The sequence below is a fragment of the Hydrogenophaga sp. T66 genome, from assembly GCF_057219855.1.
The window spans coordinates 648,532-667,100 of sequence record NZ_JBXVVX010000001.1; the positions used below are offsets into that span (position 1 = coordinate 648,532).

General features: G+C 70.9%; 22 protein-coding genes. 10 read left to right on the top strand and 12 right to left on the bottom strand.

Annotated features, from left to right (window positions below; genetic code table 11):
• Positions 1-10 precede the first annotated feature (10 nt).
• The 3 genes from AC2D80_RS03075 to AC2D80_RS03085 form a co-directional block, all read right to left on the bottom strand.
• Positions 11-676, bottom strand: a complete 666-nt coding sequence (locus AC2D80_RS03075) for a TetR/AcrR family transcriptional regulator (protein ID WP_484631506.1) — start codon at positions 674-676, stop codon at positions 11-13.
• 190 nt (positions 677-866) lie between these two features.
• Positions 867-2,345, bottom strand: a complete 1,479-nt coding sequence (locus AC2D80_RS03080; RefSeq protein ID WP_484631507.1) for a potassium/proton antiporter — start codon at positions 2,343-2,345, stop codon at positions 867-869.
• Positions 2,346-2,488: 143 nt separating this feature from the next.
• A complete protein-coding gene (locus AC2D80_RS03085) occupies positions 2,489-3,685 on the bottom strand; it encodes an acyl-CoA dehydrogenase (protein ID WP_484631508.1) in 1,197 nt (398 codons plus the stop codon).
• Positions 3,686-3,795: 110 nt separating this feature from the next.
• Between AC2D80_RS03085 and AC2D80_RS03090 the strand changes: the two genes are divergently transcribed.
• Both AC2D80_RS03090 and msrA read left to right on the top strand, forming a co-directional pair.
• Positions 3,796-4,728: a LysR family transcriptional regulator gene (locus AC2D80_RS03090; RefSeq protein WP_484631509.1), complete on the top strand. Its 933-nt coding sequence runs from the start codon at positions 3,796-3,798 to the stop codon at positions 4,726-4,728.
• A 71-nt stretch (positions 4,729-4,799) separates the two neighbouring features.
• Positions 4,800-5,348 carry a peptide-methionine (S)-S-oxide reductase MsrA gene (gene msrA, locus AC2D80_RS03095; protein WP_484631510.1) on the top strand — a complete coding sequence of 183 codons (549 nt, stop codon included), beginning with the start codon at positions 4,800-4,802 and terminating at the stop codon, positions 5,346-5,348.
• Between the two features lie 15 nt (positions 5,349-5,363).
• Here the strand turns inward: msrA and AC2D80_RS03100 are convergent, their stop codons facing one another.
• From AC2D80_RS03100 to aztA, 4 genes are all read right to left on the bottom strand, one after another.
• Positions 5,364-6,245, bottom strand: coding sequence for an EamA family transporter (locus AC2D80_RS03100; protein WP_484631511.1), 882 nt, complete (start codon positions 6,243-6,245; stop codon positions 5,364-5,366).
• Positions 6,246-6,332: 87 nt separating this feature from the next.
• The gene (locus AC2D80_RS03105) at positions 6,333-7,304 is read right to left on the bottom strand and encodes a metal ABC transporter solute-binding protein, Zn/Mn family (RefSeq protein ID WP_484631512.1); all 972 of its coding nucleotides are present in this window, start codon (positions 7,302-7,304) and stop codon (positions 6,333-6,335) included.
• 69 nt (positions 7,305-7,373) lie between these two features.
• Positions 7,374-8,240 (bottom strand): metal ABC transporter permease, encoded by an 867-nt coding sequence (locus tag AC2D80_RS03110; RefSeq protein WP_484632635.1) that lies wholly within the window; start codon positions 8,238-8,240, stop codon positions 7,374-7,376.
• Between the two features lie 20 nt (positions 8,241-8,260).
• Positions 8,261-9,007 (bottom strand): zinc ABC transporter ATP-binding protein AztA, encoded by a 747-nt coding sequence (gene aztA / locus AC2D80_RS03115; RefSeq protein ID WP_484631513.1) that lies wholly within the window; start codon positions 9,005-9,007, stop codon positions 8,261-8,263.
• A gap of 86 nt (positions 9,008-9,093) precedes the next feature.
• On the opposite strand from aztA, the gene AC2D80_RS03120 reads away from it, so the two are divergent.
• Together AC2D80_RS03120 and AC2D80_RS03125 are read left to right on the top strand one after the other, a co-directional pair.
• Positions 9,094-9,639, top strand: coding sequence for a Fur family transcriptional regulator (locus AC2D80_RS03120; RefSeq protein WP_484631514.1), 546 nt, complete (start codon positions 9,094-9,096; stop codon positions 9,637-9,639).
• 97 nt (positions 9,640-9,736) lie between these two features.
• Positions 9,737-10,705 (top strand): AEC family transporter, encoded by a 969-nt coding sequence (locus AC2D80_RS03125; protein WP_484631515.1) that lies wholly within the window; start codon positions 9,737-9,739, stop codon positions 10,703-10,705.
• A 25-nt stretch (positions 10,706-10,730) separates the two neighbouring features.
• Here the strand turns inward: AC2D80_RS03125 and AC2D80_RS03130 are convergent, their stop codons facing one another.
• Entirely contained in the window at positions 10,731-11,240 is a 510-nt protein-coding gene (locus tag AC2D80_RS03130; protein WP_484631516.1) for an NINE protein, read from the bottom strand.
• A gap of 1 nt (position 11,241) precedes the next feature.
• Positions 11,242-11,772: a GNAT family N-acetyltransferase gene (locus AC2D80_RS03135; protein WP_484631517.1), complete on the bottom strand. Its 531-nt coding sequence runs from the start codon at positions 11,770-11,772 to the stop codon at positions 11,242-11,244.
• Between the two features lie 334 nt (positions 11,773-12,106).
• Here AC2D80_RS03135 and rpsP point away from each other — a divergent pair, with 334 nt between their 5' ends.
• From rpsP to AC2D80_RS03165, 6 genes are all read left to right on the top strand, one after another.
• The gene (rpsP, locus tag AC2D80_RS03140) at positions 12,107-12,358 is read left to right on the top strand and encodes a 30S ribosomal protein S16 (protein WP_484631518.1); all 252 of its coding nucleotides are present in this window, start codon (positions 12,107-12,109) and stop codon (positions 12,356-12,358) included.
• Between the two features lie 7 nt (positions 12,359-12,365).
• Positions 12,366-12,956, top strand: a complete 591-nt coding sequence (gene rimM, locus AC2D80_RS03145; RefSeq protein WP_484631519.1) for a ribosome maturation factor RimM — start codon at positions 12,366-12,368, stop codon at positions 12,954-12,956.
• Between the two features lie 29 nt (positions 12,957-12,985).
• Positions 12,986-13,765: a tRNA (guanosine(37)-N1)-methyltransferase TrmD gene (gene trmD, locus AC2D80_RS03150; RefSeq protein WP_484631520.1), complete on the top strand. Its 780-nt coding sequence runs from the start codon at positions 12,986-12,988 to the stop codon at positions 13,763-13,765.
• A 114-nt stretch (positions 13,766-13,879) separates the two neighbouring features.
• Entirely contained in the window at positions 13,880-14,251 is a 372-nt protein-coding gene (gene rplS, locus AC2D80_RS03155) for a 50S ribosomal protein L19 (protein ID WP_484631521.1), read from the top strand.
• A gap of 77 nt (positions 14,252-14,328) precedes the next feature.
• A complete protein-coding gene (locus AC2D80_RS03160) occupies positions 14,329-15,012 on the top strand; it encodes a CoA pyrophosphatase (RefSeq protein WP_484631522.1) in 684 nt (227 codons plus the stop codon).
• Positions 15,013-15,060: 48 nt separating this feature from the next.
• Positions 15,061-15,990: a CobD/CbiB family protein gene (locus AC2D80_RS03165; protein ID WP_484631523.1), complete on the top strand. Its 930-nt coding sequence runs from the start codon at positions 15,061-15,063 to the stop codon at positions 15,988-15,990.
• A gap of 42 nt (positions 15,991-16,032) precedes the next feature.
• Here the strand turns inward: AC2D80_RS03165 and rsgA are convergent, their stop codons facing one another.
• Genes rsgA through AC2D80_RS03180 form a run of 3 tightly spaced genes read right to left on the bottom strand, consistent with a single transcriptional unit; the run spans position 16,033 to position 18,564 of the window.
• Entirely contained in the window at positions 16,033-16,956 is a 924-nt protein-coding gene (gene rsgA, locus AC2D80_RS03170) for a ribosome small subunit-dependent GTPase A (protein ID WP_484631524.1), read from the bottom strand.
• Entirely contained in the window at positions 16,953-17,276 is a 324-nt protein-coding gene (locus tag AC2D80_RS03175) for a 4a-hydroxytetrahydrobiopterin dehydratase (RefSeq protein WP_484631525.1), read from the bottom strand. The genes rsgA and AC2D80_RS03175 overlap by 4 nt, the downstream gene beginning before the upstream one ends.
• Positions 17,277-17,289: 13 nt before the next feature.
• Positions 17,290-18,564: a M48 family metallopeptidase gene (locus AC2D80_RS03180; protein ID WP_484631526.1), complete on the bottom strand. Its 1,275-nt coding sequence runs from the start codon at positions 18,562-18,564 to the stop codon at positions 17,290-17,292.
• Positions 18,565-18,569 lie beyond the last annotated feature (5 nt).

The following is an 18,569-nucleotide window of genomic DNA, read 5'->3' on the forward strand; positions in this document are numbered from 1 at the left end:
GGTGGGGTGGTCAGCGGCGCACCAGCATGCCGCCGAGCAGCAGGTCGAGCTGGTTGTCGATGAAGGTCAGGGGGTCGATGGACTGGCCCGCGGCGCTGGCACAAGGCGCCATCGAGTGTTTCCACATCAGCAGGAAGATCATGGGAGCGATGAGGCCGTACACCGCGTAATCGAGGTTGAGGGGACGAAACTCGCCGCGGTCCACCCCGCGTTGCAGGATGCGGCGGATCAGATCGTGCCCCGGTCCGATGACGGCTTGCTGATAGAAGGCCGCGATCTCGGGAAACATGCCGGCTTCGCTCATCACCAGCTTGGTGATGCCCGAGGCCTGCGTCATGCCGATCCGCTCCCACCACGAGTGCATGCAATAGCGCACCAGTTCGACGCTGTCGCCTTCGAAGCGCTCGAACTCCTCGTTCCATTCGGCAAAACGCCCGGCGATGGTTTCGTGCACCACCGCTTTGAACAGTTCTTCCTTGCTGGGGAAGTAGAGGAAGAGGGTGCCTTTGGAGACGCCGGCGCGCGCCGCCACTTCCTCCACCCGGGTGGCCGCGAAGCCTTTCTCCACAAACAGCGACAGCGCCGCCTGCACCAGCTCGCCCGGGCGCGCTTCCTTGCGCCGCGCGCGGCGGGGCCGGGCGGCGGACGGGGCGTCGGGGGTGGGTGTGCGGGGCATGGCAGTTAATGACCGATCGGTTAGTAATATACCCCACCGGGCTGACCTCCACCTGTCCCGCGGGTGAACGGCGGGTAAACGTGGCCGGCGGTGGGTGGCCGGCGGACGTGGCTGGGGCCGCCGTGGTCACGCCCGCGGTCGTTCGGGGTCGCTTGCGGCCGCTCGTGGCGCCGGGGCGTCGCCCGCGCGGCTAGCCCAGCCGAATGCCCACGTGGGTGATCGCGCCGCCGTCCATCGTGCGCACGCTGATCTCGGCGTGCCCCAGCGTGGCGCTGTCGCCCACAACGGGCGGGCGCCCGAGTTCGGTGCGCAGCCAGTCGGCCACCGACTGGTCGGACGCCGCGGGCACGGGCAAGCCGTAGAAGCCGCACAAGGCCTCCATCGGCGTGGTCCCGGCCAGGTCGAAGTCGCCAAACACCTCGCGCGCTTCCTGCGTGTCGTCCAGGTCGGGCAGCGCCACGCCGGTGCGCCGGGCGGCCCAGCCGATCGTCGAGCCCTGCAGCAGCAGCGAGCTCAGCACCACCACGAAGGCCACGTTGAAGAAGGTCGTGGCCCCGGGCACGCCCGCCATCAGCGGAAACACCGCCAGCACGATGGGCACCGCGCCGCGCAGGCCCACCCAGCTGATGAAGACGATTTCGTGCCGCGGAAAGCGCATCGGCGCCAGGCAGAGCCACACCGACAAGGGGCGTGCCACCAGCATCAGCACCGCCGACACCCCGAGCGCCGGCAACAGGGTGCGCAGCAGTTCGCTGGGCGTGACCAGCAGGCCCAGCAGCAGGAACATGCCGGCCTGCGCCAGCCAGGCATAGCCGTCCAGGGCCGACAGCGAGGTGCGCACCTGCCGTCGCGCGCGGTTGCCCGCCACCACACCCATCGCATAGACCGCCAGAAAGCCGGAGCCGCCCAGCCAGGTCGTGCCGGCAAACACCGCCAGACCGCCAGAGACGATCAGCAGCGCGCGGATGCCGCCGCCACCGTCGTTCCCGCGCCCCATGCGCTTGAGGAGCTCGGCCAACCCCCAGCCGCCGGCCAGTCCCATCGCCGTGCCCCAGCCGAACTGCTCCAGCAGGCTGCCGACCACACCCATCGGCGTGATGCCGGTGCCCAGACCGGCGGCGGTGGCCAGCGCCACGCCGATGCAGGTCAGCGTGAGGTAAATGGCCATCGGGTCGTTCATGCCCGACTCGATCTCCAGCGTCGCCGCCACGCGCTCGTTGAGCGTCACGCCAGAAGACTTGAGCAGCGCAAACACCGCGGCGGCGTCGGTGGAGCCCACGATCGCGCCCACCAGCAGCGCCAGTGTCCACGGCAGGTCCAGCAGCCAGTGCGCAGCCGCCCCGGTGATGGCCGCGCAGACCACCACGCCCACGGTCGCCAGCCCCAGCGCGGGCTTCAGACCCGTGCGGAAGGTGGGCAGCGCGGTGCGCAGGCCGCCGTCGAGCAGGATGACCGCCAGCGCCACGTTGCCGACCCAGAAGCTCAGCCGGAAGTCGTCGAACCGGAAGCCGCCGGGACCGTCTTCGCCCGCCAGCATGCCGACCGCCAGAAACACCACCAGGAACGAGAAGCCGGCGCGCGCCGAAGCCACGCCGGCGAGCACGCTGATGAACACCAGCGCGGCGGCGCCCAGCAGCGGCAAGGCCAGGAAATCGAGCGACAGGGACATACCCCGAAACTAACAGAATGCGTGCCAGCCCCGAGGCCGTGGGGCCGGGCCGCACGGGCCCCAAAAAAAAGACCGCCGGGGCGGCGGTCCTGGTCGGCGGTCGGGGCGGCTTCAGCGGGAGGCTGGAGCCGCGCCGTGGCGCGTCAGTTGGAGAACGCGGCGATGCCGGTGATCGCGCGGCCCAGGATCAGCGCGTGGATGTCGTGGGTGCCTTCGTAGGTGTTGACCACCTCCAGGTTCACCAGGTGGCGGGCGACGCCGAATTCGTCGCTGATGCCGTTGCCGCCCATCATGTCGCGCGCCAGCCGTGCAATGTCCAGCGCCTTGCCGCAGCTGTTGCGCTTGAGGATGGACGTCAGCTCGACCGGGGCCAGGCCTTCGTCCTTGAGTCGGCCCAGGCGCAGGCATCCCTGCAGGCCCAGGCTGATCTCCGTGACCATGTCGGCCAGCTTCTTCTGGATCAGCTGGTTGGCGGCGAGCGGCCGGCCGAACTGCTGGCGGTCCATCACGTACTGGCGGGCGCGCGCGTAGCAGTCCTCGGCCGCGCCCAGCGCACCCCAGGCGATGCCGTAGCGCGCGCTGTTGAGGCAGGTGAACGGACCCTTGAGGCCGCGCACCTCGGGGAAGGCGTTCTCCTCGGGGCAGAACACGTTGTCCATCACGATTTCGCCGGTGATGGAGGCACGCAGACCGACCTTGCTGTGGATCGCCGGCGCGCTCAGGCCCTTCATGCCTTTCTCGAGGATGAAGCCGCGGATGGCGCCTTCATCGTCCTTGGCCCACACGACGAACACGTCGGCGAACGGGCTGTTGCTGATCCACATCTTGTTGCCGCTCAGGCTGTAGCCGCCGGCCACCTTCCGGGCGCGCGTGACCATGCTGGCGGGGTCGGAGCCGTGGTTGGGTTCGGTCAGGCCGAAGCAGCCGATCCACTCGCCGCGCGCCAGCTTGGGCAGGTACTTCTGCTTCTGGGCCTCGGTGCCGAACTCGAAGATCGGCACCATCACCAGCGAGCTCTGCACGCTCATCATCGAGCGGTAGCCCGAGTCCACGCGCTCCACCTCACGCGCCACCAGGCCGTAGCTCACGTAGTTCAGGCCCGCGCCGCCGTAGGCCTCGGGGATCGTCACGCCCAGCAGGCCCAGCTCGCCCATCTCACGAAAGATGGCCGGGTCGGTGATTTCCTTGCGGAAGGCCTCGGTCACGCGCGGGGCCAGGCGCTCCTGGCAATAGGCGTGGGCCGCGTCGCGCACGGCGCGCTCGTCGTCGGTGAGCTGGCCGTCGAGGTAAAAGGGATCGTCCCAGCGGAAGCTGGCTTTGGCCTTGGTCGGTGCGAGCATGGGGTGTCTCCGGTGAATGGGGGCGCTCGGGCGCGGTGGGCGGATTGTCGGCGGTCGATGCATAGCTGTCTAATATCAATGATGTATTCATCAATACAGGATTGATATTCATGGAGCTGCGACACCTGCGTTGTTTTCTGGCGGTGGCCGAGGAGCGGCATTTCGGGCGCGCGGCGCAGCGCCTCTCCATGACACAGCCACCGCTGTCGCTGAGCATCCAGCAGCTCGAAGCCTCGCTGGGGGTGGCGCTGTTCGTGCGCAACAGCCGCGGCGTGAGCCTCACGCCGGCCGGTGAGGCGCTGGTGTCGCCGGCGCGGGCGCTGCTGGACGGCGCCGCCGCCGCCGCGCGCGAGGCGCGCGAGGTGGCGCAGGGCGTGGCCGGCCGGCTGCAGGTCGGCTTCGCCGGCACCGTGCTCTACCGCGGGCTGCCCCCGATCCTGCGGGCTTTCGCGGCCGACCACCCGCGCCTGCGCCTCACGCTGCGCGAGCTCAGCTCCAGCGACCAGCTGATTGAGCTGCAGCACGGCCGTCTGGACGCCGGCTTTGTGCACACCACGCGCGTGCCGGCCGGCTTTTCGCAGGTGTTGGTGTCGCGCCAGCCCTTCGTGGCCTGCCTGCCGGCCGGCCACCCGCTGGCCGAGGCCGACACGCTGCCGGTGGCGCGGCTGGCGGGGCAGCCGTACGTGGCGATCGCGCGCGCCGTGTCGCCCGATTACCACGACCGCCTGCTCGCCCTGTGTGCCGACCACGGCTTTGCGCCGGATGTGCGCGTCGAGTTGCGGCATTGGCTGAGTGTGGTGTCGGTGGTCGCGCAGGGCCTGGGCGTGGCGCTGGTGCCGGCGGCGCTGGCGCAGGCCGGATTGCCCGGGGCGGTGTTCCGGCCGGTGGCCGAGCCCACGCCGCCTTATGAAACCCATTGCCTGTGGAAGAGCGGGCGCGAGCAGGCGGCGCTGGGGGCCTTTGTGCAGGCGGTGCGTGCGGTCGCGCCCCCGCCCGCGGCCCCTGGCCATCCACCCCCGCCCGCAGGGGCATCGGGTCTTTGAAAGAATCCGGCCGCCACGCCGACACACCGCATCTCCCATCGACTTCACCATCCACCATCCCAGGAGCCGCCATGACCCACCCGACCGATTCCCTCCCTGTCCTGGTGCTGGGCGGCGGCTGTTTCTGGTGCACCGAGGCGGTGTACAAGGCCGTGCGCGGCGTGACCGACGTGGAGTCGGGCTACAGCAACGGCCATGTGAAGGCGCCGACCTACGAGCAGGTCTGCGGCGGCGACACCGGGCACAACGAGGTGGTGCGCCTGACCTACAACCCGGCCGAGGTCAGCACCCGCGAGCTGCTGGAGATCTTCTTCGTCGTCCACGACCCCACCACGCTCAACCGCCAGGGCAACGACGTGGGCACGCAGTACCGCAGCGGGATTTACGTGACCACGCCGGAGCAGGAGGCCGAGGCGCGCACCCTGATCGCCGAACTCAGCGCGGCCAACGCCTTCGGTCGCCCCATCGTGACCGAGGTGGCGCCGCTGTCGAACTACTGGCCGGCCGAGGACTACCACCAGGACTTTTTCGAGCGCAACCCGCACCAGGGCTATTGCCTGGCCGTGGCCGCGCCCAAGGTGGCGAAGTTCCGTCAGACCTTCCGGCGGCTGGCGCGCTGACGCACGGGCGCTGCCTCAGGCCCCCGCCGCGAGCCGTGCGCGCAGCCGCGGCCACAGCAGGCCGAGCGCCAGGCCGGACATCACCAGCCCGGCCGCGCCCAGCTTCCAGCCCGGCAGCGCCTCGCCCAGCGCCAGCGCCGACGCCCCCAGCCCGAACACCGGCACCAGCAGGGCGGTTGGCGTGACCGTGGCCGCGGGGTGCCGCGCGAGCAGCCAGTTCCACGCGCCATAGCCGAACAGCGTGTTGCCCACCGCCTGCCACGCCACGCTGGCCCACACCCCGGGCCCGGTCGAGTGCAGCGCCGCCACCACGCGCGCCGGCCCCTCCACCGCCAGCGACAGCGCCAGCAGCGGCGGCACCGCGCACAGGCTGCTCCACACCATGAAGTGCAGCATGTTCACCGGCCCGAGCGACTTCACGACCAGGTTCGCGCCGGCCCAGCTCAGGGCGGCGCCCAGCACCAGCGCGATCCCCAGCGGCGTGACGGTCGCGTCCAGGTGACCGGCGATCACCCCCAGCCCGGCCATGGCCAGGCCCAGTCCGGCCAGCTGGTGCGGCTGCACGCGCTCGCGCAGCCACCACAGCGACAGCCCGATGGTGAAGAACACCTGGGTCTGCACGACCAGCGACGCCAGGCCCGGCGAGATGTGGCCATCCATCGCCAGGAACAGCAGCCCGAACTGGCCCACGCCCAGCAACACGCCGAAGGCCACCAGCCGCGACCACGGCGCGGCCGGGCGCGGCACGAACAGCAACCAGGGCAAGGCCGAGGCCGCAAAGCGCAGCGTCGCGAACAGCAATGGCGGCAGGCCGTCGAGCCCCCAGCGGATGACCACGAAATTGGTGCCCCAGACCGCGACGACGGCCAGGGCGAGCAACAGGTGGGAGACGGGCACGGCGCGCGATCGGGGAGGGCGGGGCGCTCAGTGTAGGCCGCCCCGGACCGCGAGCCCGTCGCCGGCGTGGCCCGGTGGCGGGGCGATTCAGTCGCCGCGCACCGCGCGCACCAGGGCGCGCGTGTTGTGGCGCATCAATGCTGCGTAGCTCGGCGCCGGCCCGCCGGCGGGCGACAGGGCGTCGGAGAACAGCGGCTCCGGCGCCGGCCGCGCGCCGGTGTCGCGGGCGATCTGCTCGATCAGGCGCGGATCGCTGATGTTCTCCACGAACAACGCGCGCACCTTCTCCTGCCGCACCTGCCGGATCAGCCGCGCGATGCCCTGCGCCGACGGCTCGGCCTCGGTGCTCACGCCGCGCGCGGCGAGGAAGCGCACACCGTAGTCCCGCGCGTAATAGCCGAAGGCGTCGTGCGTGGTGATCACGCGGCGCTGTTCCGCCGGGACTGTCGCCCACGCCGTGCGAATCTCGGCATCGAGCCCGCGCAGCTCGCCGGCGTAGGCGGCGGCGTTGGCGCGGTAGGTCTCGCAGCCGGCGGGGTCGGCCTGGCACAGCCCTTCGGCCACGCGACCGACCATCACCATGGCCTGTTTCACGCTCTGCCACGCGTGGGGGTCCACGTCGCCGTGGCCATGGCCATGGCCGTGGCCGTGGCCGTGGCCGTGGCCAGCCAGGCGCAGCGGCTCGATGCCCTGGCTCACCTCGATCTTCAGGCCGCGGTAGGCCGCGCTCTGCAACAACCGGCCCAGCCAGCCCTCGAAGCCCAGCCCGATGGAGAACACGGCCTGCGCCTGCGCGATCTGCCGAGCGTGCGCCGGGGTGGGCTGGAAGACGTGGGCGTCGGCCCCCGGCGGGACCAGCACGTCCACCGCCACCCGCTCGCCGCCCACCACCCGCACCCAGTCGGCCAGGATGCTGAAGCTGGCAACCGCCCGCACCGGGGTCGGGGTCGGGGTCGGGGCTGCGGGCGCGGCGACCGCCAGGCCGGGCAGGGCCAGCGCGGCGGCGAGCAGCGCGCGGCGGGAGGGTCGGGTGAGGCGAAGGAGGCGGGCAGTCATCATGAAACGCTCCGGGGCACAACAAACAAACGGGAAAAGGCGGGGAAGGGGGGAAAAGGGCGGGGGATGGTGTCAGGCCCGCTGGTGGTGCCGCGCCGGCCGGCGGTGGCGCAGCAGCCCAGCGGGCGCCAGCGCCATCGACACGAGGTAAGCCACGCCCAGGCACAGCACGATCACCGGGCTGGTGGGCCACTCGGCGTGGTACGACAGCAGCAGGCCGGTGACGCTGCAGCCCAGCGCCAGCAGCACCGCCAGGACCATCAGCGGCGCCACGCGCTGCACCCACAGCCGCGCCGCGGCGGCCGGCAGCACCATCAGCGCCACCGACAGCAGCGTGCCCAGGGCGTGAAAGCCGGCCACGAGGTTGAGCACCACCAGCGCCAGAAAGCCCTGGCCGGCCAGGGTGCCCCAGCGGCTCACGCCGCGCAGGAACTCCGGGTCGAGGCTGTCGATCAGCAGCGGCCGGTACAGCAGGCGCAGACCCAGCAGCGACACCGCCGTGATGCCGCCCAGCAAGGCCAGCGCCGCGCCGTCGAGGGCCAGCACGTTGCCAAACAACACGTGCAACAGATCCACCTGGCCGCCGCGCACCGACACGATCAGCACGCCGCTGGCCAGCGACAGCAGATAGAACGCCGCCAGGCTGCTGTCTTCGCGCAAGGCCGTGTGGCGCGACACCCAGCCCGCCCCGAGCGCCACCAGCAGGCCAGCCGCCAGCCCGCCGATCGTCATGGCGCCCAGCGACAGGCCGCCGATCAGGTAGCCGACCGCCGCGCCGGGCAGGATCGCGTGGGCCATGGCGTCGCCGGTGAGGCTGAGGCGGCGCAGCAGCAGGAACACGCCCACCGGCGCGGCCCCGAGGGACAGGACCACACAGCCCAGCAGCGCGTGGCGCATGAAGGCGAATTCGGCAAAGGGGGCGACCAGCCAGTTGTCCATGCTGTTCACAGGCCCGGGTCTCAGGCGGCCGGCGCCGCGTCGCACAGGGGGGCGTGGTCGTCGAAGGCTTCGCGCAGCTGCAGCGCGTCGCGCCAATGCGCGTCGGTCAGCACCTCGCGGGTGGGACCAAACACCGCGCGGTGCCGCGCCAGCAGCAGCGTGGTCTCGAAATGGCGACGCACCTGTTCGTGGTCGTGCAGCACGGCGATCACCGTGCGGCCCTCGGCGTGCCAGCGGTGCATCAGGGCCAGCAGCTCGTCGGTGGTGCGGGTGTCGATCGCTGCGAAGGGCTCGTCGAGCAGGATCAGCCGCGCGTCTTGTGCGATCAGGCGGGCGAAGCGGGCACGCTGCCACTGGCCGCCGGAGAGGGTGCCGATCGGCCGCGCGGCGAATCCATCGAGACCCACGGCGTGCAGCGCGTCGTGCACGGCCGCGCGGTCGGTGTCGCGCGGGCGGCGCCACGGACCGAGCCGGTGCCAGCGGCCCAGCATCACAAATTCGGCCACCGTGACCGGGAACGACGGATCGACCTCGGTGTGCTGGGACAGCCAGCCCACGGTGTCGGGCGGCGGCGCCACCAGGCGGCCACCCATGGGCGCCAGCCGCCCGGCCAGCGCCAGCAGCAGCGTGGATTTGCCCGCGCCGTTCGGCCCCACCACCGCCACGTGCTGGCCGGCGGCGATGTCCAGGCTCAGGTGGTGCACCGCCGGGTGGCGGTCGTGACCGAGCGTGAGGTCGCGCAGCGACAGGAGGGGCGGGCCGCTCACGGCGGGGGTCTGATGTTGCAACACGATTGCGATAGGGCGGTTTCGTGCGATCATATCGCAACCCTGTTGCGTCAAAGAGCCTGCCCGTGTCCAGCCCCACCGAACGCCCGTCCCGCGCCGTCCGACCCGCGCCCGAGGTCCCCGCGGACATTCAGGCCCTGCTCAGCCGCGCCGGCCTGCGCCGCACCCTGGCCACGCGCGCAGCCATCGGTCTTTTCCTTGCCCGCCCGGCGCAGGGCCTGACCCACGCGCAGGTGCTCGCGGCCTTGCAGGCGCGCGGCGCCGCGGTCAACCGCGTGACGCTCTACCGCCTGCTGGACCGGCTCGCCGCCATCGGCGTGTTGCAGCGCCACACCGACGACGACCGGACCTGGCGCTTCAGCCTCGCCGACCGGCGCGGCGTGGCCGACGGCCCGGTGCCGCGCTTCGAGTGCGACGCCTGCCACCGCCAGTTCCGTCTGACCGAGGCCAGCGAGCCCACGCGGGCCGTGGCTGCCGACCTCAAGCGCGCCCTGGAAAAACTCGGCCACCAGGCGGCCCGGGTGGACCTCGCGGTACACGGCACGTGCGCCCATTGCGCTGAGCCAGGCGCCGAGCCCGGCGCCGCTGAGGGGGCCGGCGATCCGGCCTGATCCGCCACCCGGCACGCGCCGATCGCGCCGGGCCGCGTTGCCGCGCGGGTGACTTCGGTCAGCCCGGCGCCCGGTCCTGCGGCGATACGATCACCGCGTGAACCTCGCCAGCCACCCCGTCGTTGCCGCCCTCACGCCCGTGTTCCTGCTGATTGCCGTCGGCTATCTCGCCGGCCGGCGCGACTGGATCCGCGAAGCGGCGGTGCGCGACCTCTCCAACCTCGTCTTTCTGCTGCTGATCCCGGCGCTGCTGTTTCGCACCATGAGCGCCGTGCGCGTGGAGCAGCTGGACCTGCGCCCGGTGCTGGTGTATTTCCCGGCCGTGCTGGCCCTGCTGGCGGTCAGCATTGCCTGGCGCGGCTTCACCCGGGAAAGCGTGGTCATGGCGCTGGCCGGCACGTTCTCCAACATGGTGATGATCGGCATCACGCTGATCGAACTCGCTTACGGCAAGGCGGGGTTGGTGACCCTGCTCACGCTGGTGTCGGTGCACGCGCTGATCCTGCTGACCATCGGCTCCATCGTCCTGGAGCTGGTCGTGGCCCGCGAGGCGCGCCACGGCGGCCAGCGCGCGCCGAACGTCTGGCAGACCGCGGGATCGGCCATCAAGGGGGCGCTGATCCACCCGATCCCGCTGCCGATCGTCTGTGGCCTGCTCTACGGCCAGACCGGCTGGGGGCTGCCGGCGGTGGTCGACAAGCCGCTGCAGTTGCTCGGCAGCGCTTTCGGGCCCATCGCGCTTGTGCTGGTCGGCGTGACGCTGGCGCGCACGCCGCTGCGCGGCCACTGGGGCCCGGCGCTGCGGCTGGTGGTGTCGAAGAATCTGGTGCTGCCGGCGCTCGTGGCCCTCTCGGCTTGGGCCTGGGGCGTCACCGGCTTGCCGTTCACGGTGCTGGTGGTCGCGGCCGCGCTGCCGATCGGCGCCAACGTGTTCCTGTTCGCGCAGCGCTACGAGGTGGCCCAGGAACTCACCACCGCCAGCATGGGCATTTCCACCGCGCTGGCGCTGTTCACGCTCAGCCTGGTGATGGGTTTGGCCGGGGCGTTCGGCGGCGTGGGCGGCTGAGCCGCCCGACGAGCGCCGCGACCGATCACTGACTGATCTTGCGCGCCTCTTCGATCTGGTATTCGAAGTAGCGCTGGATGCCAAAAGCCAGGCTGCCCATGAACGACACGGTGCCCACCAGCAGACTCATCACGAGCGCGCCGATCGTCAGCCAGCTCGTGGCCCCGGCCCGCGCGTCGGTGGGCCATTCGGGGTTGAACTGGCGGTTCCAGGCCTCGCGCTCGGTCAGCGCATACACGATGCCGGTCAGGCAGGCCGCGGCCATGGCAAAACCCAGCATGGGGATCAGCACCCACGACAGCTTGTCGTCCTGCCCGTAGGTCAGCACCCGATCCACGCCCCACCAGCCCAGCGCCGTGGGCAGCGGGTAGAGCCAGCCCACCCAGTCACCCAGACCGCGCAGGTAAAAGCGGTGCACCCCCAGGCTGCCCAGCAGCAACGCGAGGACCACCGCCACGGTTTTCCGGCGCGCCCGCGGCAGGGCCGCGGCGTTCACGGCCGGGGCGAGCTTCTTCGATGCGTCGATGGCGCTCATGTCAGGCCTCCACCGGCGGGGTGCTGGCGCCTGCGCCCAGCGTGCGCTGCATCAGCACGATGTCCAGCCAGCGGCCGAATTTCCAGCCGCAGGCCCCGATGGTGCCGGCGTGTTGAAAACCCATGGCGGTGTGCAGTCCCACCGAGCCGGCGTTGGCCGAGTCGCCGATCACCGCCATCACCTTGCGGATGCCGCCACGCTCCAACTGCGTCAGCAACTCGGCCATCAGCAGACGCCCCAGGCCGCGCCCGGCGGACTCGGGCGCCATGTAGATCGAGTCTTCCACCGAAAACCGGTAGGCTGGCCGCGGCTTGAACCAGTTGGCATAGGCAAACCCCAGCACCGCGCCGTCGTCGCCCTCCACCACCAGCCATGGCAGGCCCTTGCCCAGCACGTCGGCCCGCCGGGCGGCCATGTCGGCCTCGGAGGGCGGGGTGGTTTCAAAGGTGCCGGTGCCGTGCAGCACGTGGTGTCCATAGATGCGGGCGATCGCCGGCAGGTCGGCGTCGAGGCTCGGTCGGATGGTGGGCATGTCGTCGCGGAGGAGGGTGGCAGCCCAGCCGTGAGGAGCAGGCCGGGCGGGGTGGCGAAAAAAGGGTGACGGGCTATAATCGCAGGCTTTGCGGCATTTCGCTGGCCGGGTGGTCAGTCGTGTCTGGGATGACGCAGGAAGATCAGCGGGGAAGCAAGGACGCGGGAAGCAGGAACGTGTCGAGCGGATTCGGGGCGCTGGCGCCCCAGACCACCGGAAAGCGGGTTGTGCGCTGGGGTTGTCTGGGATCGTCTGGTCCGTCGGCCGGCAGCGTTCCACAGACCCAATCGAGGCGTCGAAGTTTCAACGCGAACTCACCACCGAAGGATAAATCATGGTCGTCATTCGACTCTCCCGCGGCGGCGCCAAGGCGCGCCCGTTCTACAACATCGTCGTTGCCGACAAGCGCGCTCGCCGCGACGGCCGCTTCATCGAGCGCATCGGCTTCTACAACCCGCTGGCCAAGACCGGCGAAGAAGGCCTGCGCATCGCCCAGGACCGCCTGACCCACTGGATCGGCGTGGGCGCCACCCCGTCCGACACCGTGGCCCGCCTGATCAAGCAGGCCCCGCAAGCGGCAGCCTGAGCGCGCGATGAGCGCCGCGGCCTGGGTCGCCGCCGCCTTGCCGGCGGACGCTGTCGAACTGGGCCGCATCCAGGATGCCTGGGGCATCAAGGGCTGGGTCCGCATCCTGCCCTACAGCGCCGACAGCGAGGCGCTGTTCGCTTCTCCCCACTGGTTTCTCCAGCCGCCCGAAGGCCGCTTCGCGCGCGGCTTTTCGGCGTTTGCCGGGGCGGTGTCGGTCGGCGTGGCCGAGATCAAGCACCACGCCGATGGCGTGGTGGCCCGCATCGAGGGTGTGGACGACCGGACTTTGGCCGAGTCGCTCAAAGGGGTGCGCATCAGCCTGCCGCGCAGCGCGTTTCCTGAAACGCCCGAGGGCGAGTACTACTGGGTGGACCTGATCGGTCTGACGGTCGTCAACCGGGAAGGCTTGAACCTGGGCGTGGTGCGCGACCTGATGCCCACCGGGCCGAGCTCCGTGCTCGTGCTGGCCTTTGAGACCGAGCAGGACGGAGAAATCCGCGAGGCCGAGCGCCTCATTCCTTTCGTCAGCGCCTACATCGACGACGTCGACCGCGCGGCCCGACGCATCGTGGCCGACTGGCAGCCGGATTACTGAGGGCCCGCCGGGCGCCGCCCGTTCCGCGCATGCGCTTCGACGTCATCACCCTGTTTCCGGAGTTGTTCGCGCCGTTCCTTGCGCACGGCATCAACCGACGCGCGTTCGAGAGCCGTCAGGTCGATGTGCGCCTGTGGAATCCGCGGGAGTACGCCGAGGGCAACTACCGCCGCGTGGACGACCGTCCGTTCGGCGGTGGTCCGGGCATGGTCATGATGGCGGAGCCTTTGTGGCGCTGTCTTCAGGCCATCCGGGGCGACCGGGCGGACCCGGCTGACGCCCCGGCGCCGGTGCTGCTGTTTTCGCCCATCGGTGCGCCCCTGGACCACGCCGCCGTCGATGCCCGCGCGCATGATCCGGCGGGAGCCATCCTGGTGTGCGGCCGCTACGAGGGCATTGACCAGCGGTTCATCGATACCTGCGTGGATGCCCAGCTCAGCCTCGGCGACTTCGTGCTGTCCGGTGGCGAGATTCCGGCCATGGCCCTGCTCGATGCCGTGGCGCGCCTGCAGCCCGGCGTGCTGGGGGACCAGGGCAGCCACCAGCAGGACAGCTTCAACCCGGCCCTTGACGGGCTGCTGGACAGCCCGCACTACACGCGCCCTGAGGTCTGGGACGGCCCGGCCGGGGCCGCCGGCGTCCCACCGGTGTTGCTCGGCGGCCACCACGAGCGCATCGCCCGATACCGCCGCGAGCAGAGCCTGCGCCTGACGGCGGCCGAGCGCCCGGACCTGATCGCGCGCGCCCGGGCCGCCGGCCGGCTGAGCGCCGCCGACGAGGCCTTCCTGCGCCGGCTGGGTGGGCTATAATGATCGGCTTTTCGATCCTCTGACCGGCCGCCGCGACCGGTGTGCGGGGCCCAGTGCTCCCGCCACGGATTCGCGGCCTTTAGTGCAGCGCGGTCACGATCGCAGGAAACCAGCATGAACCTCATTCAGACCCTCGAGCAGGAAGAAATTGCCCGCCTCGGCAAAACCATCCCGGCGTTCGCCCCCGGCGACACCGTGATCGTCAGCGTGAACGTGATTGAAGGCACCCGCAAGCGCGTGCAGGCCTACGAAGGCGTGGTGATCGCCCGCCGCAACCGTGGCCTGAACTCCAGCTTCATCGTGCGCAAGATCTCCAACGGCGAAGGCGTGGAGCGCACCTTCCCGCTGTACAGCCCGCTGATTGCGAAGATCGAGGTCAAGCGCCGCGGTGACGTTCGCCGCGCCAAGCTGTACTACCTGCGCGACCGCAGCGGCAAGTCGGCTCGCATCAAGGAAAAGCTGGGCGCCGCGGCGTCGGCCGCCTGACCGGGCCCTTTCCCCAGAAGCCGCTCCCCGGAGCGGCTTTTTTGTGCCTGTTCTGTTTCTGGTTGTGTGCCTGCCCCATGAGCTTGCGATTGCCCCCGTTTGATCCACGCACCGTGCCCGTGGTCGCGGATCCGGGCGTGCCGGCGCTGCCCCTGCCGCCGTCCGAACGGCTCACCGCCGACGGCTTGCGCGCCTTGTTCGCTCGGCCGCCGGTCTGGACGCCCGAACTGGTGCGCGAGCGGCGGTTTGCCGACCGTGCGCCGGCCGCTGCGGCGGTGCTCATCCCCCTGGTGGTCCGCGATCGCCTGAGCCTGGTGCTGACGCAGCGCACCGAACACCTCTCCACCCACTCCGGGCAGATCGCCCTGCCGGGCGGCAAGGTGGACGCGGCGGACGCCGACGCCACCGCCGCCGCGCTGCGCGAGGCCCATGAGGAAATCGGTCTGCCGCCCAGCGCGGTCGAGGTGCTTGGCACGCTGCCGGAGTACGTCACGGGCACGGCTTTCCACGTGACGCCGGTGGTGGCGCTGGTGCCGCCGGACCTCCCGCTGGCACCCAATCCCGACGAGGTGGCCGATGTGTTCGAGGTCCCGCTGGACTTTCTCATGGACCCGCGCCACCACCGCCGCCACGCGCTGACCTGGGAGGGCACTGTTCGCGAGTGGTACTCGATGCCGTGGCACGACGGGGCCCGCGAGCGGTTCATCTGGGGCGCCACCGCGGGCATGTTGCGCAACCTGTACCGGCTGCTCAGCGCCTGAGGGCGGGCCCCCGGTCGTGGCGGCCGACGGCGCCACTATCATCCGTGCATGGGTTTCCTCGCGATTCTTCTGGCTTTGCTGCTGGAGCAGGCCCGGCCACTGGCCTTTGACAACCCGGTGCACGGCGCCATGCGCGGCTGGGCCCGCACGGTGCGCCGCAACCTCGACGCCGGGCAGCACGCCCACGGCTGGGCGGCGTGGCTGCTGGCGGTGGGCGTGCCTTCGGTCGTGGCGGCGCTGGTCTATCACGCGCTCTGGGCGTTCAGCATCGTGCTGGCCTTTGCCTGGGTGGTTGCCATCCTGTATGTCACCCTGGGATTTCGCCAGTTCAGTCACCACTTCAGCCAGATCCGCCGCGCGCTGGACGAGGGCGACGAGCCGCGCGCGCGCGAGCGGCTGGCGGCGTGGTTGCGCGTGGACGCGGGCAGCCTGCCGCGCGCCGAACTGCTGCGCCAGGTGATTGAGCATTCGGTGCTGGCGGCCCATCGCCACGTCTTCGGGGTGCTGGTGTGTTTCGTGGCCGGTTGGGTGGTGGGCTTGGGACCGGCCGGTGCGGTCATCTACCGGCTCGCAGAGTACCTGTCGCGCCACTGGCGCGCCCGCCCGGACGGCACCCCCAGCGCCGCGCTGCAGGCGTCTGCCGCCACGGCCTGGCGCTGGCTCGACCACGTGCCGGCCCGCGTCACGGCGCTGGGTTTTGCGATCGTCGGCAACTTCGAGGAGGCTGTGGCGAGCTGGCGCGGCGAGGCCGCCCGGTTTGCCCCGGGCAGCGACGGCGTGGTCCTGGCGGCCACCTCCGGCGCCCTCAACGTGCGGCTGGTGGAGCAGACCGAGCCGGCCGCGGCAGGCGATGAAGCCGACCCCGGCGCGCGCCCCGATCCGCAGCTGGCCCACCTGGGCAGTGTGGTCGGGCTGGTCTGGCGCTCGGTGGTGTTGTGGATGCTGCTGCTGGCGCTGCTCACGCTCGCTCGCATCTGACCCACTGGCTGACGGACCTCCCCGGTCCGTTTCCGTGCGCGCTCAGTAGCGCGGCGGCGCCGAGAGTTCGTCGAACAGCGCGGCGTAGAGCCGATGCCGTCCGTCGGCGATCGCCAGCGGGTCGCTGCCCGGGTCCGCGCCCACGTGGGCCCGCACGCCACATCCCGGTTCGTGGCGGTGGGTGCAGTTGTAGAAGCGGCACTGGCCCAGCGTGGCGCGCAGGTCCGGCATGTGCTGTGCGAGTGCAGTGGCGTCGAGGTGGTGCAGGCCGAATTCCTGAAAGCCCGGTGAATCGATCAGGGCCGATTCGCGCGCCGCGTCCATCCAGTACCAGGTGGTGGTCGTGGTCGTGTGGCGGCCGCTGTTGAGCGCGCGGGAGATTTCGCCGGTCTGGGCCTGGGCGCTGGGCACGAGGCGGTTGACCAGCGTGCTTTTGCCGACGCCGGACGGCCCCAGCACCAGCGTGGCTCGGCCCTGCAGGCGGGCCTGCACGGTGGCCAGCCCGTCGTCGGCGCCGGCTTGCAGGCACAGCGGCAGCACCGGCGTGCCCATGCGGCGGTAGGGGGTCAGGCGTTCCCAGGCGGATTCGAAGGCGGCGGTGAGGTCGCGCTTGTTCAGCACGATGAGCGCCTCAATCCCGGCGGCGTCGGCCGCGATCAGGGCGCGGGCGAGCTGGCTTTCGCTGAACACCGGATCGGCTGCCAGCAGCACCAGCACCTGGTCGATGTTGGCGGCGAACGACTTGGTGCGCAGTTCGTCTTGCCGGTGCAGCAGGTTGCGCCGCGGCAGCACGGCTTCCACGCTGCCCTCGTCGCCCGTGGGCGCCCAGGCCACGCGGTCGCCGACCACCACGCTGTTTTTCTTGCCGCGCGGGTGGCAGAGGCGCCGTTCGCCGTCCTCGCTTTCCACCACGCAGTGGCGGCCGTGCGCCGCCACGACACGTCCCTCGCGCGGGACGGCCGTCATTCGCCAGCCAGCAGCGCGTCCACAGCGGCCGCGCAGAAGAAGTCGCTCACCGAGATACCGTCGACATCGTGCGTGTTGAAGCGCAACGTGCAGCGGTTGTAGCCAAAGCTGACGTCGGGGTGGTGGTCTTCGCGGTGGGCGATCCACGCCTGGGCGTTCACGAAGGCCATGGTCTCGTGGAAGTTGCCAAAGCGGAAGGTCTTTTCCAGCGCGCCGTCGATGAGCTTCCAGCCGTCGGCGCGTTCGCCGTTGAGCTGGGTGAGGCGGGTGACGATGTCGGTGGGGCCGAGGGCCTGGCGGTTGCGGTGGATCGGGTTCATGACGGGGCAGGGGTCAGGCGGCGGCGGGGCGGGCGTTCAGGCGGGCGAGCCGCTCGCTGGCCGGTGGGTGCGAGTAGTAAAAGCGCGCGTACACCGGGTCGGGCGTGAGCGTGCTGGCGTTGTCGCGGTAGAGCTTGAGCAAGGCGCTGGCCAGGTCGGCGCCGCGGGTGTGTTCGGCGGCGAAAGCGTCGGCTTCGAACTCATGACCACGCGAGAGCTGGGCCAGCAGCGGCGACAGGAACACGGTCAACAGCGGCACGGTCAGCAGGAAGAGGATCAGCGCCAGCGCGTCGTTGGGCGTGTCCATCGATGGCTGGACGCCGAGGCCGGCGTAAAACCAGGCCTGCGCCGAGGCCCAGCCCAGCAGCGCAAAGCCGGCGAGGCTGATGGCGGCCATCACGGCGATGCGCTTGGCGATGTGGCGGCGTCGGTAGTGACCCAGTTCGTGGGCCAGGACGGCGTCGATCTCGTCGGCGTTGAGCTGGGCGAGCAGGGTGTCGAAGAAGACCACGCGCTTGGCGGCGCCAAAGCCCGTGAAGTAAGCGTTGGCGTGGGCGCTGCGGCGGCTGCCGTCCATCACGAACAGGCCGCTGGCCGAAAAGCCGCAGCGCTGCATGAGCGCCGTCACACGGGCTTTGAGGGTTTCGTCGGTGAGCGGCTCGAACCGGTTGAACAGCGGCGCGATCAGCGTGGGATAGAGCACCAGCGCCAGCAGGTTGAAGCCCATCCAGGCGCCCCAGGCCCAGAGCCACCACGCGGGCCCGGCCGCGCCCATCAGCCACAGCACCAGCGCCGCAATCGGCAGGCCCACGAGCGCGCCCACCAGCGCGCCTTTGATGCCGTCGGCGATCCACAGCCCCAGCGTCGTTTTGTTGAACCCGAAGCGGGCCTCCAGGCGGAACGTCGCGTACCACGACAGCGGCAGACCGATCAGACCGCCGATGAGCGCGAAGCCACCCAGCAGCGCGAGCTGCTGCAGCATGCCGCCACCCAGCCAGCCGAGCAGCGCCTGGTTGAGCAGGTCCAGGCCGCCCAGCAGCGTCCAGCCCAGCAGCACGGCCGCTTCGAACGACAGGTTGAACAGGCTCAGCCGGGTCTTGGCGATGGTGTAGTCGGCGGCTTTCTGGTGGGCCGCCAGGTCGACCGAGGCGGCAAAGGCCGCCGGCACGGCGCCCCGGTGGCGCGCCACATGGCGGATCTGGCGGCTGGCCAGCACGGTGCGCAGCAACAAGCCCAGCACGAGCAGGGCACAAAACACGGCGGTGAAGGCGAGCGCGGCGAGGTCCATGGGGC